This window comes from Geopseudomonas sagittaria (genome assembly GCF_900115715.1).
Lineage (GTDB): Bacteria > Pseudomonadota > Gammaproteobacteria > Pseudomonadales > Pseudomonadaceae > Geopseudomonas > Geopseudomonas sagittaria.
In genome coordinates, this window is sequence record NZ_FOXM01000006.1 from 257,965 (window position 1) to 273,560 (window position 15,596).

The following is a 15,596-nucleotide window of genomic DNA, read 5'->3' on the forward strand; positions in this document are numbered from 1 at the left end:
AGGGCCAGCGCAAACAGGGAGAAATGGGGATGCAATTACGTGATTGGGCTGCCCTTGTCGCTGTAGCACTGGCGGTGGCTGCCGTACCTCCAGCCATCGCCGTACCGGCGGACTCCGCCGTCTCATCGCCATCGGCGGGCAGTCTCAAACGGCCGCGGATCTGCCTGGTCCTCTCCGGCGGTGGCGCGCGCGGCGCGGCGCATGTCGGGGTGATCAAGGTGCTCGAGGAGTACCGCGTGCCGATCGACTGCATCGCCGGCACCAGCATGGGCGCCCTGGTCGGCGGCACCTACGCGACCGGCTCGTCGGTGCCGGAGATGGAGGCGGTGCTGGAGGTCATCTCCACCGAGATGCTGTTCAAGGAAGACCCACCGCGCCAGGAACGCTCCATGCGCCGCAAGCAGGACGACTACGGCATCCTGTTCAGCCCCGAGGTCGGTCTGGACAAGGGCGAGTTGAAGTTCGGCAAGGGCATCGTCTCCGGGGTGCAGCTGGAAACCGTATTGCGCCGGCTGGCCAAGGCCAGGGGCCACCACCAGTTCGACAGGCTGCCCATTCCCTATCGAGCCGTGGCGACCGACCTGGTGACCGGCAAGGCCGTGGTATTCCGCGACGGCGAGCTGGCCAACGTGATGCGCGCCAGCATGTCGGTGCCCGGCGCAGTGGCGCCGGCCGAGTTCGACGGCAGGATCCTGGTCGACGGCATGCTCACCAGCAACCTGCCGGTGCAGACCGCCCGCGAGGAGCTGGACGCCGACATCATCATCGCCGTCAACGTCGGCACACCGCTGCTCAAGCGCGAACAACTGACCGGGATCTTCGGCGTGTCCAACCAGATGCTCAGCATCCTCACCGAGCAGAACGTGCAGGCCTCGCTGGCCACGCTTCAACCCGACGACATCCTCATTTCCCCGGAGCTGGGCGACTTTTCCACCGGTGACTTCGACCATCTGGAACAGATCGCCCCCTTGGGTGAGGTGGCGGCACGCAAGGTCGCCGACCGGCTCGCCCGGCTGTCCATCCCGGCCGGCGAATACGCCGCGCTGCGCGAACGCCAGATGGTCGCCGTGGTGCCCGACCTGCGCCCGGTCGACGAGATCCGCTTCGAGAACCTCAAGCGCGTGCATCCGCAGACCGCGCATGCCGCCCTGGACACCAAGGTCGGCGAACCGATCGACCAGACGACGCTCGACCGCGACATGCGCCGCCTCTACGGCAGCGACGACTTCGAGCACGTGAATTACCGCTTCATCGAGGAACCGGGCAAACGCATCCTGGCGGTGGATGCGGTGGAGAAAGCCTGGGGACCCAACTACCTGCGCTTCGGCCTGGGTCTGTCCAGCGATTTCAGCGGCGATGCGTTCTTCAACATCCTCGGCAGCTATCGCAAGACCTGGCTCAACGACCGCGGCGCCGAGTGGCGCACCGATGTGCAACTCGGCCACACCTCGGGCCTGTACACCGAGCTCTACCAGCCATTCAGCGCCGATAGCCCGCTGTTCATCGCGCCCCATGCCGCCATCGAGCGGACCACGACCGATCTCTACCGGGACGACGACCGCGTGGCGACCTACGAGAAGACCTCCATGCTCGCCGGCGTGGACCTGGGCAGCCAGTTCAGCCGCTATGGCGAACTGCGTGTCGGCATGCTGGGTGGCCGCCTCAAACCGCAACTGGACACCGGGCCAGACGCTCTCTCGCCGGGCGAGTCGCGGATCATCCAGGGGGCATTCACCGCCCGGCTGACGCTCGACCAGCTCGACAGCGTGCACTTCCCACGCTCGGGCTGGCGCGCCGGAGCCAGCATCTTCGACTCGACCGACACGCTCGGCGCTGACGACGAATACACCAAGTGGGACGCCGACGCCAATGGCGCGATTTCATTCGGCAACCACACCGTCAACCTCGGCATCAAGGTCGGCGACAAGCTCGGCGACGACCCCTTGCCGCGCTACGACCAGTTCCAGTGGGGCGGATTCCTGACGGGATCCGGCTACTCCACCGGCCAGTTGCTGGGCGAGGAACTGGAGTTCGCCAGGCTGATGTATTACCACCGGATCCTGGAGGGCAGCATTTTCGAGGGTGCCTACAGCGGCTTTTCGCTGGAGGCCAGCCGGATCGGCAAGCCGCTGGTACCCGGCAACTCGGAGGACTGGCTCAGGTCCGCCGCCATCTTCATCGCCGCGGACAGCCCGCTCGGTCCCGTCTATCTGGGCTACGGGCATGCAGAGGATGGCAACAGCAGCTTCTATTTCTATCTGGGAAGACCGTTTTAGGTTCTGGACGTGAATACCACGGCCAACTGATGACCACTACAGAGCGCAGCTGCGCAACAGCAATCCAGCAGGGGCAGCCATGAGCACCGGGAAGAAATCGACCAGCAAGACCAAGACCAAAGCCGCCGAGGCCGCCCCGGTTTTCCGCTCCCGCGACGAGCGCATCAACACCGGGCGAGCGCTGCGCGATAAGGTCTCGCGCAGCAGCCATGCCGCCTGGACGCCACCAACCAAGCACCGCGATCCCATTGCCATCCTCGAGAAATCCAACAAGGACCGCCTGCCGGAACTGGTGCCGATCCGCTACGGCCGCATGCTGCGCAGCCCCTTCGCCTTCCTGCGCGGCTCGGCAGCGCTGATGGCCCACGATCTCGCCACCACCCCCGACACCGGCATCCGGGTGCAGGCCTGCGGCGACTGCCACCTGATGAATTTCGGCCTGTTCGCCACTCCGGAACGCAATCTGGTCCTCGATCTCAACGACTTCGACGAAACCCTTCCCGCCCCCTGGGAATGGGACATCAAACGGCTGGCCGCCAGTTTCGCGGTCGCCGGGCGCGACAACCGGCTGTCCGATAGCGAGTCGCGGGACGCGGCTGTGGCCTGTGTGCTCGCCTATCGGGAGAACCTGCGCGAATACTCCAGGATGAACCCTCTGGAGGTCTGGTACTCGCGCCTGGACGAGGCAACCCTGATCGAGATGGCGCCGGATGAAAAGGTGAGAAAGCTGCGCCAGCAACTCGCCGACAAGGCCCGCGAGCGGGTGGTCGAAAACGTCTTCCCCAAGCTGGCCGAGCAGGTGGCCGGGCACCCCCGCATCGTCGATCAACCGCCGATCATCTACCACGTCGCCGATCCCGAGTTCATGGACAAAGTTCACGAGGGACTGGAGGACTACCGGGCGACACTGTCAGACGAACGCCGTGTGCTCCTGGACCGTTATCGCATGGTGGACGCCGCCATAAAGGTGGTGGGCATCGGCAGCGTCGGCACTCGCTGCTTCATCGTGCTGATGTTCTCCGAAGAAAACCACCCGCTGATTCTCCAGCTCAAGGAAGCCTGTCACTCGGTCCTCGAGCCCTATGCGGGGAAAAGCCACTATGAGAATCAGGGCCAGCGCATCGTCATGGGGCAACGGCTGATGCAGTCCTCCAGCGACATTTTTCTCGGCTGGGCGCGCGGCCGAGGTGGGCGTGACTTTTTCGTGCGTCAGTTGCGCGACATGAAAATGTCCATCCCCATGGAGGGAATTTCAGCCACACAACTCAAGCGCTACGCCGGACTCTGTGGCCTGGTGCTGGCCCGCGCCCATGCCAAGTCGGGCGATGCCGCGACCATCAGCGGCTACCTGGGCAAGGGTGACACCTTCGACGAGGCACTGGGCGACTTCGCCCTGGCCTATGCTGACCAGACCGAGCAGGACCACGCGGTGCTGGTGGAGGCCGTGAACTCCGGACGGCTGCAGGCGCTTGTCGAGGAGGAGTAGTGCCCGGGGCCCCGCCCACACCGAACTGCAGGGGGACTGATGATGCTCAAGCCGCTGACTGGATGTCTGCTCTGTCTCGGCCTGCCCATATGGGCACATGCCGGCGGGATCTTGCTGGATGAGATCGGCACCGATAATACGGGCCTGGTCAATGCGGGTAGCGCGGCCCGGGCGCAGGGGCCCGCGACCATCGCCAGCAACCCGGCCGGTATGAGTTATCTCGACGGTACGCAAATCGCTGCCGGCGCCCAACTCCTGTTTGGCGACCTCAGCTTCGAGCGCGACAGCTCGACAACCAGCACCGGGGGTAACGGCGGCAATGCGCTGCCGCTGATACCAGGCGCCAACCTGTTCGCAAGTCTTCAGGTGGATGAGCATTGGAGCCTTGGTTTTGGTTTCTACGGCGACTTCGGTCTGGCGCTGGACTATGACGATGACTGGGCGGGGCGCTATCAGGTCCAGGACTCCAGCATCATCGGTGTGTCTTTGGTGCCCAGTGCGAGTTATCGCGTCAACGACGCGTGGTCGCTGGGCGTTGGGCTCAGGGCCATGTACACCATGCTGGAGACCGAGGCGGCGATCGATCGGGCACCGTTCGCTCTGCTAGAGCGTGCGGACGGGCAGTTCTCCTATGAAGACCAGACCTGGGGCTATGGCGCCAGGATAGGAGTCATCCATACCCCACGGCCAGGTACGCGTATCGGTCTCGCCTATACCAGCCCGATCGATCTGGACTTTGACGAACACCTGAACGTCGATGGCTCCGGCCCCGCCCTGGCGCGTCTGGACAATTCGAAGATCCAGCTCGACACGACGGTGCCACAAACCCTGACGCTCAGCCTCTATCAGCAGCTCGATCAGCAATGGGCCGTGCTGGCGACCCTCAACTGGCAGGACTGGTCGGAGTTCGGCGAGATCGGCGTGGAAGTCGACACCACTGCAAGCACCGCACAAGCGCGGACCATCGATGCCAACTACAAGGATACCTGGCAGCTCGCCATGGGCGCCCAGTACCAGGCGACCCCGCAGCTGCTGTGGAACGTCGGCGCCGCCTACGACTCGTCAGCCGTGTCCGACTCCGACCGCTCGGTATTGCTGCCCATGGCGGCTTCATGGCGCCTGGGCACCGGGGCGACCTATCGCCTGGATCGAGACACCGACCTGAACGTCAGCTGGGACCTGATCTGGTTCGGCGACATGCCGGTCGAGCAAACCAAGTCGCTTTCCGGTGAGCGCCTCTCTGGCGAGTTCAAGGACGCCTGGGTTCAGACCCTGACGGGCAACATGACCTGGCGTTTCTGAGGGAGCCGACGATTGCCAATCGCTCCCTCAGCGACCGGCTTCCTGCGCCTTCAAGGCCTCGGAGATGACCGACACATCGAGGATATTGCGGACATCCACTTCCTCGGCAATCACCTCTTCTTCGAGCAGGAAGGTCACCAGATAGCCGAGGCGGCGATGGAACTCCGCCCCCTTGACCAGCGAATAGCGATAGCGGGGATCCACCCAAAGGGACAGATCGGGCGGTGGTGAGTTTTCGTAAATCGCCTCGGCCCACTCCTCCTTGATGCTCATCTCCTGCGCCAGCGCCTTGATGCCGATTTCGGGGCTCTTCTGCATGACGTCGCTGGCCATCAGCAGCGCGCGAAGAAAGCGCACTGCCGCCTCCCGGTTGTCCCGCAGCCATTCGCTGCGCGCAGCGTAGACCGACACCGAGGCGTAGATGCCCATCCCTCCCTCGGTGACGATGAGGCGGCCGTTCGCCTCATGCACCATCTTCTGCATCCAGGGTTCCCAGACCATGGCGGCGTCGATCTTGTTGCTGGCCAGCGCGCTCAACTGCTCCGCGGGAGTCATGTCGAACAGTTGGACCTGATCGCGGCGGATGCCCAGCTGGCGCAGGGCCATCATCAGTCCGAAGTGGGCCGTCGAGCCGCGGCAGAAGCCGATGCGCTTGCCGGCCAGGTCGGCGACCGTTTCTATGCCGCTGTCCTTGCGGGCGACCAGGCCCTCGCCGTAGGCGTTCTCCGGATTGATCCCGACCACCACCCAGTCGACGCCCTGGGTCAGTCCGCTGAGGAAGGGCACGCTGCCGATGGAGGCCACATCGATGCTCTGCTCCCGCGCCGCGGCAATCATCGGCGGCCCGGCGACGAACTTGACGAACGTCGGCCGCAGACCGGCCTGTTCGAACAGCTGCAGATCCCTGGCCACCAGCAACAGCCAGTCAGTGTTCGCCTGGAAACCGATGGTCATCGGCAGCGGGCTGCGCTCCGCTGAGCGGGGATTGGCATGCACCGCTCCCAGACCTGGCAGTAACAGCATGCCGAGAAACACCAGTACCGCACTGTTGAGCCTCATTCGCTATCTCCTTTCAGCCCGTCTCAGCGCGTCGTCGGAATGGTCAGGATGGGCGCGGCTTCATGACCTCGGGTCTCGACGAAGGTGAAGAGAAACATGATCGACGAGAACACCTGCTTGGAAGGGATATCCCGGTTGTCGATGTAGAACCAGTAGCCCTGATAGGGAACGGCCACGAAGGCGTCGCTCGGCGGTTGGGCAGAAGTCGCCACCTGAATCAGTGGCGGAATCGCCCCGCCGGGTCCGATATCGCCTTCCGCGGTCGGCCGCACCCGCTTCTCCGCTACGTGCGCCTCGGGCACCGAAATGTACGCCGCGATGTCGACGAGAATCTCGTAGATCGAGCGGGTCAGCAGGGCGATTTCCCGGTCGTTGCCGGCCACCGTCCCGTAGATGACACGGTATTCCCGGGCGGCGGGATCCAGGCCGAGCAGCCGCGCTACATTGCGCAGCGCGCTTTCCTCGGCGGCCGCGGTCCTCGGGCGGAAAATCATCTGCAGCGTCGGCTCGCCCCCCGTCTGCTGGACGCGCATGCCGATGTCGCCCGACGACTGCAGTCGCTCGAGGTTCGGCAGCAGGGCGTAGAACTCGGGGTTGGCCCGGCGCACGAACAGGCGGCCGACCCGGCGGTTGTCGACGCCGTTCACCGACTGGACCGAGGTGCGGAACACCTCCTCCACCGGATTGCCGGCCTGGATGATATTGAGGATCACCGAGGGTGGAATTGGCGTCATCAGCGAACGGGCGAAGCGTTCGCCGCTCATGGGCGTGTAGGTGATGGTCGGACTGTCGTTGAAGGTAGCCCCGGCCGCCATGCCCACCGAGCTGGTGATGGCATTGGCCGCCGGGGTGCCGTCATACTGGTTGACCGCCGCGCTGGCCGCGAAACTGCGCGGGAACGAGTAGCCGGCGACGATCTGCCCGACATCGAGGAACACCGGCGCGTCGCCGTAGCGGATCTTCACCAGGTTGAGCAGCATCTGGCTCTTCCACGAGTCGCCCACCGCTGCCGAGTAGTCCAGCCGGTCGCGCTCCACCGTGCCCGGCCCGATGCTCGCGCAGCCAACCACCGCCATGCACAACCCCGCCACGCCAAGTGCCGCCACGGAGAATCTGCCCATCGCTCAAGCCCCCTTGCCGAGCCCGGAAAGCCACCCGCCAGTCTGTAGTTCGGCGGCTCTGTAGTCCCGGCCTGCAGAGCCTTCCCTCTCCATGACTAGCCGGCCAGCCAGAACAGCGCGACCACGTAAAGCGCCGATACCGTCAGCTGCACGAGCGTGATCGGTACGCCGTAACGCGAAAAGCGCACGAAGGTCACCTTCTCGCCCTGCCCGGCACAGATGCCGACCGTGACGATATTGGCCGAGGCGCCGATCAGCGTGGCGTTGCCGCCCAGCGTGGCACCGAACATCAGGGCGATGAACACCGGCAGGGTGGCGGCCGGCCAGTCAGTGAAGCTCGCGGCCAGGGCTATCTCCGGCACCGCCTCGGCGGCCACCAGGTAGCCCTTGGTCATCACCAGCGCCGCGGCCACCACCGGGATATTCGCCAGCAGACTGGAAAGCACGCCGATACCCGCCAGCAGGGCCAGCGCCACCAGAGTGAACTCGGTTCCGAACCAGGCATGCAGCTTGAGGGCGAAGCCTTGCAGCAGCCCGGTCTGGGTGAAGGCCTGCACCAGACAGAAGATCGCGCCGAGAAACACCAGCGTCTTCCAGTCGATATCGCGCAGCACCGCTTCGACCGGCTCGATATGCACCGAATAGACCACCAGCAGTGCCAGGCTGGCGGCGATGATCGCCACTGCAGGCGGCACGATACGCACCGGCAGCTGCTCGCCGAACAGGAACAGCCCCACCATCAGGGCCAGCACGGCCAGCGCCAGCAACGCGAAGCCCGGCCTCTTGAGGGGCACGGGCGGCTCCGGTGGCGGCAGCGCGACCCTGGTTTTCCATACCTCGGGCATCAGCCAGGGCAACAGCGGGATGACCACCAGCACAGCCAGCAGGCCGGCCAGACTGACCATCTGCAGGTACTGGACAAAGCTCATGCCGATCGAGCTGCCGACCAGGAAGGTCGCCGGATCGCCCACTAGGGTGAGCATGCCGGCGGCATTGCTGACGATCGCCGTCAGCACCATGGGGCCGACGAAATCCACCTTGAGCGCGCGAGCCACACTGATGATCACCGGGGCGAGCAGGATCACCGTGGTGGCGTTGGGCAGGAACGCGCACACCGGGGCGACCAGCAGCACCAGCAGGATCAGGAAGCGCTTGCCACTGCCCCCGCTGGCGCGCAGGTAGATCCCGCCGACCCGCTCGAAGATACCGGTGCTGCCCAGCACGCGCGCCACCACCATACCGCCGAACAGCAGGGAAATGGGGCCACCTGCCATGCGCATGGCGGCATCCAGCTCGTCCTCTCGGAGAATCCCGCTGACCAGCAGCACGCCCACCCCCAGCAGGGTCGCCACGGCCATGTCGATCACATCGAAGGCGATCGCCAGGATCACCGCTGTGAAGACGCCCAGGGTCAGGTAGATCTGCAGGTCGGTCATGCGCCCTCCCCCGTCAGTCGATCGGCGGCGCGTACATCAGCCCGCCGTCGCTCCATAGCCGGTTCAATCCCCGCTCGATGTTGAGCGGACTGGCGGAACCGAGATTGCGCTCATACAGCTCGCCATAGTTGCCGACCGCCCGCACCGCCCGGATCACCCAGTCGTCTCGGGCTCCCAGCGCCCGTGCAAGGCGAGTATCGTGGCCGCTCAGCAGGAGCCCCGTCGCCCCGCCGAACTCCCGCACCTTCGTTTCGACATTGGCCTGGGTCACGCCGTGTTCCTCGGCCAGCACCAGGGCATACAGCACCCAGCGCACCAGGCTGGTCCACTGCGTATCTTCCGCTGCCAGCACCGGACCGAGCGGCTCCTTGGAAATGCGCTCCGGCAGGATCACGAACGCCTCGGGGCCGCCCGGCGCACGCAGGCGCATGGCGGCCAGTTCCGCGGAGTCCGAGGTGTAGGCATCACAGCGACCAGCAAAGAAGGCCTCGGCCACCGCCGACGCCGAATCGAGCACCAACGGCTGCCAGGCCAGGCCGTGGATACGGGCATGGTCGGCCAGGTTGCCCTCGTGCGTGGTGCCCTTGCCGACACAGACCCGCCCCTCCTTGAAATCGGCCAGACGGGCGATGCCGCTGGACTTCGCCACCATGAAGGCCTGGCCGTCATAGAACAGTACCGCCGGGAACTGCACCTGCAGCAGCGCCTCGCGGGTCAGCGTCCAGGTGGTATTGCGCACCAGCAGGTCGATCTTGCGTGCCTGCAGGGCGGGGAAACGGGTAGAGCTCCTGAGCGGCAGGAACGCCACCTTCTCTGCGTCGCCCAGCAGTGCCGCCGCCACCGCACGGCAGAAGTCGGCGTCGAGACCGCGCCAGCGACCGTCGGCATCCTGCTCGGAAAAGCCGGGAATGCCTTCACTCACGCCGCAGCGCAACTCGCCGCGGGCCTTGACGGTGTCCAGCACCTGCCCTGCGTAGGCGGATGCGCCAGGCCATACGGCGAGGAACAGCACCAAGGCCATCAGGAATCGCCCGCGCGCCAACATAAAACCTCCTGGCACAGAGGAGCTCACTGGTCGTCGGACGGCGACCAGCCACCACCCAGCGCACGATACAGGCTCACCACCGCGCTCAACTGCTGCTGGCGGGTCTCCGATTCCAGCAGCTCGGCCTGAAACAGACTGCGCTCCGAATCCAGCACCTCCAGGTAACTGACCAGACCGCCGTCATAGCGTGCCCGCGACAACCGCGCCGCCGTGCGTGCCGCCGCAAGCTGGCGCTGACGGGCAATGTGTTCGTCACGCGAGGTCCGCAGGCCGGTCAGCGAGTCGTCCACGTCGCGCAAGCCGTTGAGCACGGCCTGCTCGTAGCCCAGACGCGCCTGCTCGGCACGCTGGCGCTGGGCCTCTTCCACCGCCTTGAGCTGACCCGCGTTGAAGATGGGCGCGAAGAAGTTGCCGAAGATCCCCCAATTTTCGCTGTCACCCTCGACCAGATCGCTCAGATCGCGGCTTGCATAGCCGAAGCTGCCAGTAAGGGAAAGGGATGGCAGGCGCTGGGCGCGGGCCACGCCAATGCGCGCGGTCTCGGCGGCCAGTTGCTGCTCGGCGGCGAGGATGTCCGGGCGCCGCTCCAGCAAGGTCAGCGGCAGCCCCGCCGGCACCTCGACCGGCATAGCCTGTTGCGCCAATTGCGAACCACGCTCGATGTCCCGTGGACGCGAGCCCACCAGTACGCTCAGGGCATTCTCGGTCTGGCGTACCGCGCGGTCGAAGGCGGCCACCGAGGCCTGGGCGTCGGCGGCCTCGATCTCGGCCTGGTTGACGTCAAGCTCGGGCACCGTACCCTTTTCGTAACGCGCCTTGATGATGCCCAGGGCGTCCTCGCGCGACTTCAGGGTGCGCGTGGCGATGCGCAGGCGGTCGTCGAGGTCGAGCAACTGGAAGTAGCTGGTGGCCACCGCGGCAATCAGCGAAATGGTCACGTTGCGCGCGCTGGATTCGCTGCCCAGCAACTCCGCCCGCGCCGCCTCGGTCGAGCGGCGCAGCTTGCCCCACAGGTCGATCTCGAAGGAAGCGGCGCCGTTGAAGAAGTAGCTGCTCTCGGTCTCGGCGGTCGGCAGGATGTTGCGGCTTTGCGATGAGCGCCCGGCGCCCGCCTCGGCATCGAGGAACGGGTACTGGTTGGCCCGCTCGATGCGCAGGAGCGCCGCCGCCTCGGCGATGCGCGCGACCGCCACGCCGAGGTCGCGGTTGTTGGCCAGCGCCTCCTCGATCAGCGCCTTGAGCCTCGGGTCGGCGAACAATTCCCACCAGTCGAGGTTGGCGAACGCCGGATCGATGGCGGCCGGCTCTTTGTAAGTGATCGGCACATCGAGCGGCGGGCGCTGGTAGTCGGGGCCGACCATGCAGCCGCCGACCAGCAACCCCGCCAACAGCATGGCCGCTGCCAGCGGCCGCCTGACGAATCCCGTCATGGCTTGGACTCCTCGCTGCTGGCGGCGGCAGGCGCTTTTTTCTTCTTGCCACCCAGATACTTTTCGACGATCACGAACAGCCCCGGCACCAGCACCACACCGACCACCGTGGCGGTCAGCATGCCGGCGAACGAGGTCATGCCCATGATCTTGCGCGCCTCGGCGCCGGCGCCGCTGGCGAGGATCAGAGGAATCACCCCGAGGATGAAGGCGAACGAGGTCATCAGGATCGGCCGGAAGCGCAGCCGCGCCGCCGCCAGCGCCGCCTCCACCGGGCCCTTGCCCTTCTCGATCTCGGTGCGGGCGAACTCGACGATCAGGATGGCGTTCTTCGCCGCCAGGCCGATCAGCATCACCAGGCCGATCTGCGCGAACACGTTGTTCTCGTAGCTGGAACTGAAGAAGCGCGCCAGCCACAGGCCGAACATCGCCCCGCAGATGGCGATGGGCGTGCCGAACAGCACGCCGAAGGGCAGCGACCAGCTCTCGTACTGCGCGGCGAGGATCAGGAACACGAACACCAGCGCCATGACGAACACCATGCTGCCGCTGCCTTCGGCGGCCTTCTCCTGGTAGGACATGGCGTTCCAGGCGTAGGACATGTCGCTGGGCAGCACCTCGGCCGCCACCTCCTCCAGCGCCTTGAGCGCCTGCGCCGAGCTGTAGCCCGGCGCCGGGCGGCCGGTGACCTCGGCGGCGCGGAACATGTTGAAGCGGTAGGTGAACTCGGGGCCGTTGGTGGACTCGTCGGTAAGCAGGGTGTTCATCGGCACCATCGCGCCGGCGGCGTTGCGCACGTAGAACAGCGAGGCGTCGGCGAGATCCTTGCGGTAGTCGCTCTCCGCCTGCACGTAGACCTTGTACAGCCGGCCGAAGCGGTTGAAGTCGTTGACGTAGGCGCCGCCGAGGAACGAGCCCAGGGTCTGGTTGACGTCCGCCGGGGTGACGCCGAGCTTCATGGTCTTCTGGATGTCCACGTCCATGTAGATCTGCGGCACCGTGGCCCGGTAGGTGGTGTACAGCCCGGCGATCTCCGGGCGCTTGCCGGCCGCCTCCATGAACGCCCGGGTCTGCTCGGCCAGGTAGTCCGGACTGTTGCCGACGCGGTCCTGCAGCATGATCGAGAAGCCGGAACCGGTGCCGAGGCCGGGAATGGCCGGCGGGCCGAAGGCGATGGCGATGCCCTCGTTGACCGCCGCCAGCTTGCCGTTCAGACGGTGCGCCACGTTGGTGGCCTTGTCCTGGGCTGCCGGTCGTTCGTCCCAGTCCTTGAGCTGGATGAAGAAGAAGGCGTTGTTGGTCGACGAGGCGCCGGACAGGAAGCTGTAGCCGGTCACCGTGGTGTAGGACTCGATGGCCGGCTCGGCGGCGAGGATCGCCTCGACCTTGGCCGCGGCGGCGTGGGTGCGCTCCAGCGAGGCGGCGTCGGGCAGCTGCAGGTTGGCCATCAGGTAGGCCTGGTCCTCCTCGGGCACGAAGCCGCCGGGCACGCTGCGGAACAACGCCACCAGCAGCACCACCAGCACGCCGAGCACCGCCAGCGCGCGCAGCGGGCGGTGGGTGAAGCGGCTGGTCAGGCCGATGTACCTGTCGGTCGCCGCGTCGAGGATGCGGTTGAAGCCGGAGAAGAAGCGCCCCAGCCAGCCCTTGCTGCCATGGCCGTGGGGCTGCAGCAGGGTGCTCGACAGCGCAGGGCTGAGCGACAGGGCGACGATCGCCGAGATGATGACCGAGATGGCGATGGTGATCGCGAACTGCTGGTAGAGCCGGCCGGTGATGCCCGACATGGCGGCCACCGGCACGAACACCGCAGTGAGCGACAGCGCGGTGGCGATCACCGGACCGCTGACCTCCTTCATGGTCTCGACGGTGGCCTGGCGGCGCTCCATGCCCCGCTCCATCTTCTCCGAGACCCCTTCCACCACCACGATGGCGTCGTCCACCACGATGCCGATGGCCAGCACCAGGCCGAGCAGCGAGAAGGTGTTGATCGAGAAGCCGAGCAGCGGGAACACCGCGAAGGTGCCGATCAGTGCCACCGGCACCGCCAGGGTGGGGATGAGGGTGGCGCGGAAGTTCTGCAGGAAGATGAACACCACCAGGGTGACGATGACCGTGGCCTCGAACAGGGTGCGGACGATCTCCTTGATGCCCGCCGACACCGGCTTGGTGGTGTCCAGGGAGACCACGTACTCGACGTCCTGCGGGAAGCGCTCCTTCATCAGCTCCATCGCCGCGCGGATCTTCTCCGCCACCTCCAGACCGTTGGCGTCGGGCAGCTGGTAGACCGCCAGCACCGCCGCCGGCTTGGAGCCGAAGGCGCCGATCTGGTTGTAGGTTTCGGCGCCCAGCTCGATGCGCGCCACGTCGCGCAGCAGCACCTGCGAGCCGTCCGGATTGGAGCGCACCACCACCTGACCGAACTGCTCGGGCGTCTCCAGGCGGCCGCGGGTCTGCACCGCGTAGGCGAACTCGGTGCCCGGCGCCGCCGGCGGACCGCCGAGCTTGCCGGCCGGGGTCAGCACGTTCTGCTGCTGCACAGCGGTGACGATGTCCGGCACGGTGAGCCCCAGGCGGCTGAGCTGGTCCGGCTTGATCCAGATACGCATGGCATAGTCCGCGCCGCCGAAGATGGTGACCTGGCCGACGCCCTGGATGCGGGCGATCTCGTCGAGCACGTTGATCGACATGTAGTTGGTGAGGAAGTCGGCGTTGTAGCTGCCGCCCGGCGAGCGCAGGGTCACCAGCATCAGCGGGAAGGCCAGCGCCTTCTTGACCTTCACCCCGCGGCGCTTGACGTCCTCGGGCAGCTGCGCCGAGCCCTCGGACACGCGGTTCTGCACCAGCACGTTGGAGATGTCGAGATCGGCACCGACCTCGAAGGCCACCGACAGGGTCATCTGTCCGTTGCTGGCGTTGGTCGACTTCATGTACAGCATGTTCTCGACGCCGTTGACCTTCTGCTCCAGCGGCGTGGCCACCGACTGCTCGACGTTCACTGCGTTGGCGCCGTCGTAGGTGGTCTCCACCTTGATCTCCGGCGGGGTGATGTCGGGGTACTGGGCGATGGGCAGGCTGCCCATCGCCACCAGGCCGACGATGACGATGATGATCGAGATCACCATCGCGAAGATGGGCCGGCGAACGAAGAACTCACCCATTCTTGCCACCCTCCGCCACCGGCGGCAGTTCGCTGGCATCGGCCGGGCGCGGCTTGACGGTCATGCCCGGACGCAGGCGCAGCAGCGACGCCACCGCGACCCGCTCGCCCGGCTGCAGGCCGGACTCGATCACCCAGTCGCTGCCCAGGCGCTGGCCCACCTGCACCTGGCGCACCTCCACCGTGTCGTCCGCCTTGATGACGAACACCCGGTGCACCGACTGCAGCTCGCTGACTGCACGTTGCGGCAGCAGGATGGCGCCCTTGATCTCGTCGGCATCGAAGCGGATGCGCGCGAACATGCCGGGGCGCAGCAACCCCTGCGGATTGGGGAACTCGGCCTCGATGGTCAGCGCGCCGGTGGTGGGATCGATGTTGCGGTCGACCTTGGTCGGCACGCCGCGCTGCTCGTAGAGGCTGGCGTCGGCGAGGATCAGCGACAGCGGGCGCTGCTGCGATGCGGGGATGGCGCCATTGGCGGCCCTGCCCTGCTGCTGGTCGGCCAGCCGCCGCGCCGCGTTGAGATAGCTGCGCTCGGTGATGGAGACCCGCACGGCGATGGGGTCGGTGCGCGAGACCACGTTGAGCAGGCCGCCGTTGTTGCGCTGGCTGACGAAGTCGCCGACCTCGGCCTCGGACAGGCCGATCAGCCCGCGCTCGGGCGCGTGGATCCGGGTGTAACCCAGTTCGATCCTCGCCAGCTCGACCTGGGCCATGGCCGCGTCCACGTAGCTCCTCGCCGCTTCGTAGTTGGCCACCGCAGCATCGAGGTCCAGCTTGCTGACGGCGTTCATCGCGGCCAGCGGCCGGATGCGGTCCAGATCAGACTTGGTCTTGACCAGGCTGGTGCGCGCCTGCGCCAGCAGTGCATTGGCCTGCGCGACCTTGGCCTGGAACGGCTGCGGGTCGATGGTGTAGAGCAACGCACCCTTGTCGACGAAGGTGCCTTCCTTGAAATGGATGCCGTCGAGAAAGCCGTCGACGCGGGCGCGAATGGTCACGTCGGTGGAGCCGATGGTCTCGCCGATCAGATCCAGCGGAATGCTCACATCACGCGCGGCGACGGTGACGAATGGAACCTCCAGTACGGCCGCCGCCGGCGGCTCCTTGCTGTCGCAGCCACCGAGCAGCGTCTGCACCAGCGCCAGGGTCATGCCGAAAATCAGGAGAGGCTGCGTGGTCTTTGCCATGGGGGTTATCCGTTAACGATCGGCTCCGTCACACGAATGACGCGCAGAAAAACTGCGGCGCGCTCGTGAGCCTGGTTTCAAAACGGCTCAG

The 15,596-nt window shown here is 66.2% G+C and carries 10 protein-coding genes; 3 read left to right on the plus strand and 7 right to left on the minus strand.

What is annotated here, in order from left to right:
* Nucleotides 1-29: 29 nt before the first annotated feature.
* The 3 genes from BM297_RS10005 (at nucleotide 30) to BM297_RS10015 (ending at nucleotide 5,064) form a co-directional block, all read left to right on the plus strand.
* On the plus strand, nucleotides 30-2,276 hold the full coding sequence (locus BM297_RS10005; RefSeq protein ID WP_217648257.1) for a patatin-like phospholipase family protein: 2,247 nt from the start codon (nucleotides 30-32) through the stop codon (nucleotides 2,274-2,276).
* 79 nt (nucleotides 2,277-2,355) lie between these two features.
* The gene (locus BM297_RS10010; protein WP_092430779.1) at nucleotides 2,356-3,762 is read left to right on the plus strand and encodes a DUF2252 domain-containing protein; all 1,407 of its coding nucleotides are present in this window, start codon (nucleotides 2,356-2,358) and stop codon (nucleotides 3,760-3,762) included.
* Nucleotides 3,763-3,804: 42 nt separating this feature from the next.
* On the plus strand, nucleotides 3,805-5,064 hold the full coding sequence (locus BM297_RS10015) for an OmpP1/FadL family transporter (RefSeq protein ID WP_245768245.1): 1,260 nt from the start codon (nucleotides 3,805-3,807) through the stop codon (nucleotides 5,062-5,064).
* Between the two features lie 27 nt (nucleotides 5,065-5,091).
* Here BM297_RS10015 and BM297_RS10020 read toward each other — a convergent pair whose 3' ends face one another.
* From BM297_RS10020 to BM297_RS10050, 7 genes are all read right to left on the minus strand, one after another.
* Nucleotides 5,092-6,123, minus strand: a complete 1,032-nt coding sequence (locus tag BM297_RS10020) for an ABC transporter substrate-binding protein (RefSeq protein ID WP_092430783.1) — start codon at nucleotides 6,121-6,123, stop codon at nucleotides 5,092-5,094.
* A gap of 23 nt (nucleotides 6,124-6,146) precedes the next feature.
* On the minus strand, nucleotides 6,147-7,244 hold the full coding sequence (locus BM297_RS10025; protein WP_139231047.1) for a hypothetical protein: 1,098 nt from the start codon (nucleotides 7,242-7,244) through the stop codon (nucleotides 6,147-6,149).
* Between the two features lie 95 nt (nucleotides 7,245-7,339).
* Nucleotides 7,340-8,680 (minus strand): ArsB/NhaD family transporter, encoded by a 1,341-nt coding sequence (locus BM297_RS10030; RefSeq protein WP_092430787.1) that lies wholly within the window; start codon nucleotides 8,678-8,680, stop codon nucleotides 7,340-7,342.
* Between the two features lie 13 nt (nucleotides 8,681-8,693).
* The gene (locus BM297_RS10035; RefSeq protein ID WP_217648258.1) at nucleotides 8,694-9,701 is read right to left on the minus strand and encodes an amino acid ABC transporter substrate-binding protein; all 1,008 of its coding nucleotides are present in this window, start codon (nucleotides 9,699-9,701) and stop codon (nucleotides 8,694-8,696) included.
* Between the two features lie 47 nt (nucleotides 9,702-9,748).
* The gene (locus tag BM297_RS10040) at nucleotides 9,749-11,155 is read right to left on the minus strand and encodes an efflux transporter outer membrane subunit (RefSeq protein ID WP_092430791.1); all 1,407 of its coding nucleotides are present in this window, start codon (nucleotides 11,153-11,155) and stop codon (nucleotides 9,749-9,751) included.
* On the minus strand, nucleotides 11,152-14,316 hold the full coding sequence (locus BM297_RS10045; protein ID WP_092430793.1) for an efflux RND transporter permease subunit: 3,165 nt from the start codon (nucleotides 14,314-14,316) through the stop codon (nucleotides 11,152-11,154). The genes BM297_RS10040 and BM297_RS10045 overlap by 4 nt, the downstream gene beginning before the upstream one ends.
* Complete coding sequence (locus BM297_RS10050; protein ID WP_092430795.1) at nucleotides 14,309-15,505, minus strand: efflux RND transporter periplasmic adaptor subunit; 1,197 nt, start codon at nucleotides 15,503-15,505, stop codon at nucleotides 14,309-14,311. Before BM297_RS10050 ends, BM297_RS10045 begins: the two co-directional genes overlap by 8 nt.
* Nucleotides 15,506-15,596 lie beyond the last annotated feature (91 nt).

What these genes read in the sequence shown, in the direction of transcription:
- BM297_RS10005 (WP_217648257.1), top strand. Translation starts at nt 30, where the DNA reads ATGCAATTACGTGATTGGGCTGCCCTTGTCGCTGTAGCACTGGCGGTG.
- BM297_RS10010 (WP_092430779.1), top strand. Translation starts at nt 2,356, where the DNA reads ATGAGCACCGGGAAGAAATCGACCAGCAAGACCAAGACCAAAGCCGCC.
- BM297_RS10015 (WP_245768245.1), top strand. Translation starts at nt 3,805, where the DNA reads ATGCTCAAGCCGCTGACTGGATGTCTGCTCTGTCTCGGCCTGCCCATA.
- BM297_RS10020 (WP_092430783.1), bottom strand. Translation starts at nt 6,123, where the DNA reads ATGAGGCTCAACAGTGCGGTACTGGTGTTTCTCGGCATGCTGTTACTG.
- BM297_RS10025 (WP_139231047.1), bottom strand. Translation starts at nt 7,244, where the DNA reads ATGGGCAGATTCTCCGTGGCGGCACTTGGCGTGGCGGGGTTGTGCATG.
- BM297_RS10030 (WP_092430787.1), bottom strand. Translation starts at nt 8,680, where the DNA reads ATGACCGACCTGCAGATCTACCTGACCCTGGGCGTCTTCACAGCGGTG.
- BM297_RS10035 (WP_217648258.1), bottom strand. Translation starts at nt 9,701, where the DNA reads ATGGCCTTGGTGCTGTTCCTCGCCGTATGGCCTGGCGCATCCGCCTAC.
- BM297_RS10040 (WP_092430791.1), bottom strand. Translation starts at nt 11,155, where the DNA reads ATGACGGGATTCGTCAGGCGGCCGCTGGCAGCGGCCATGCTGTTGGCG.
- BM297_RS10045 (WP_092430793.1), bottom strand. Translation starts at nt 14,316, where the DNA reads ATGGGTGAGTTCTTCGTTCGCCGGCCCATCTTCGCGATGGTGATCTCG.
- BM297_RS10050 (WP_092430795.1), bottom strand. Translation starts at nt 15,505, where the DNA reads ATGGCAAAGACCACGCAGCCTCTCCTGATTTTCGGCATGACCCTGGCG.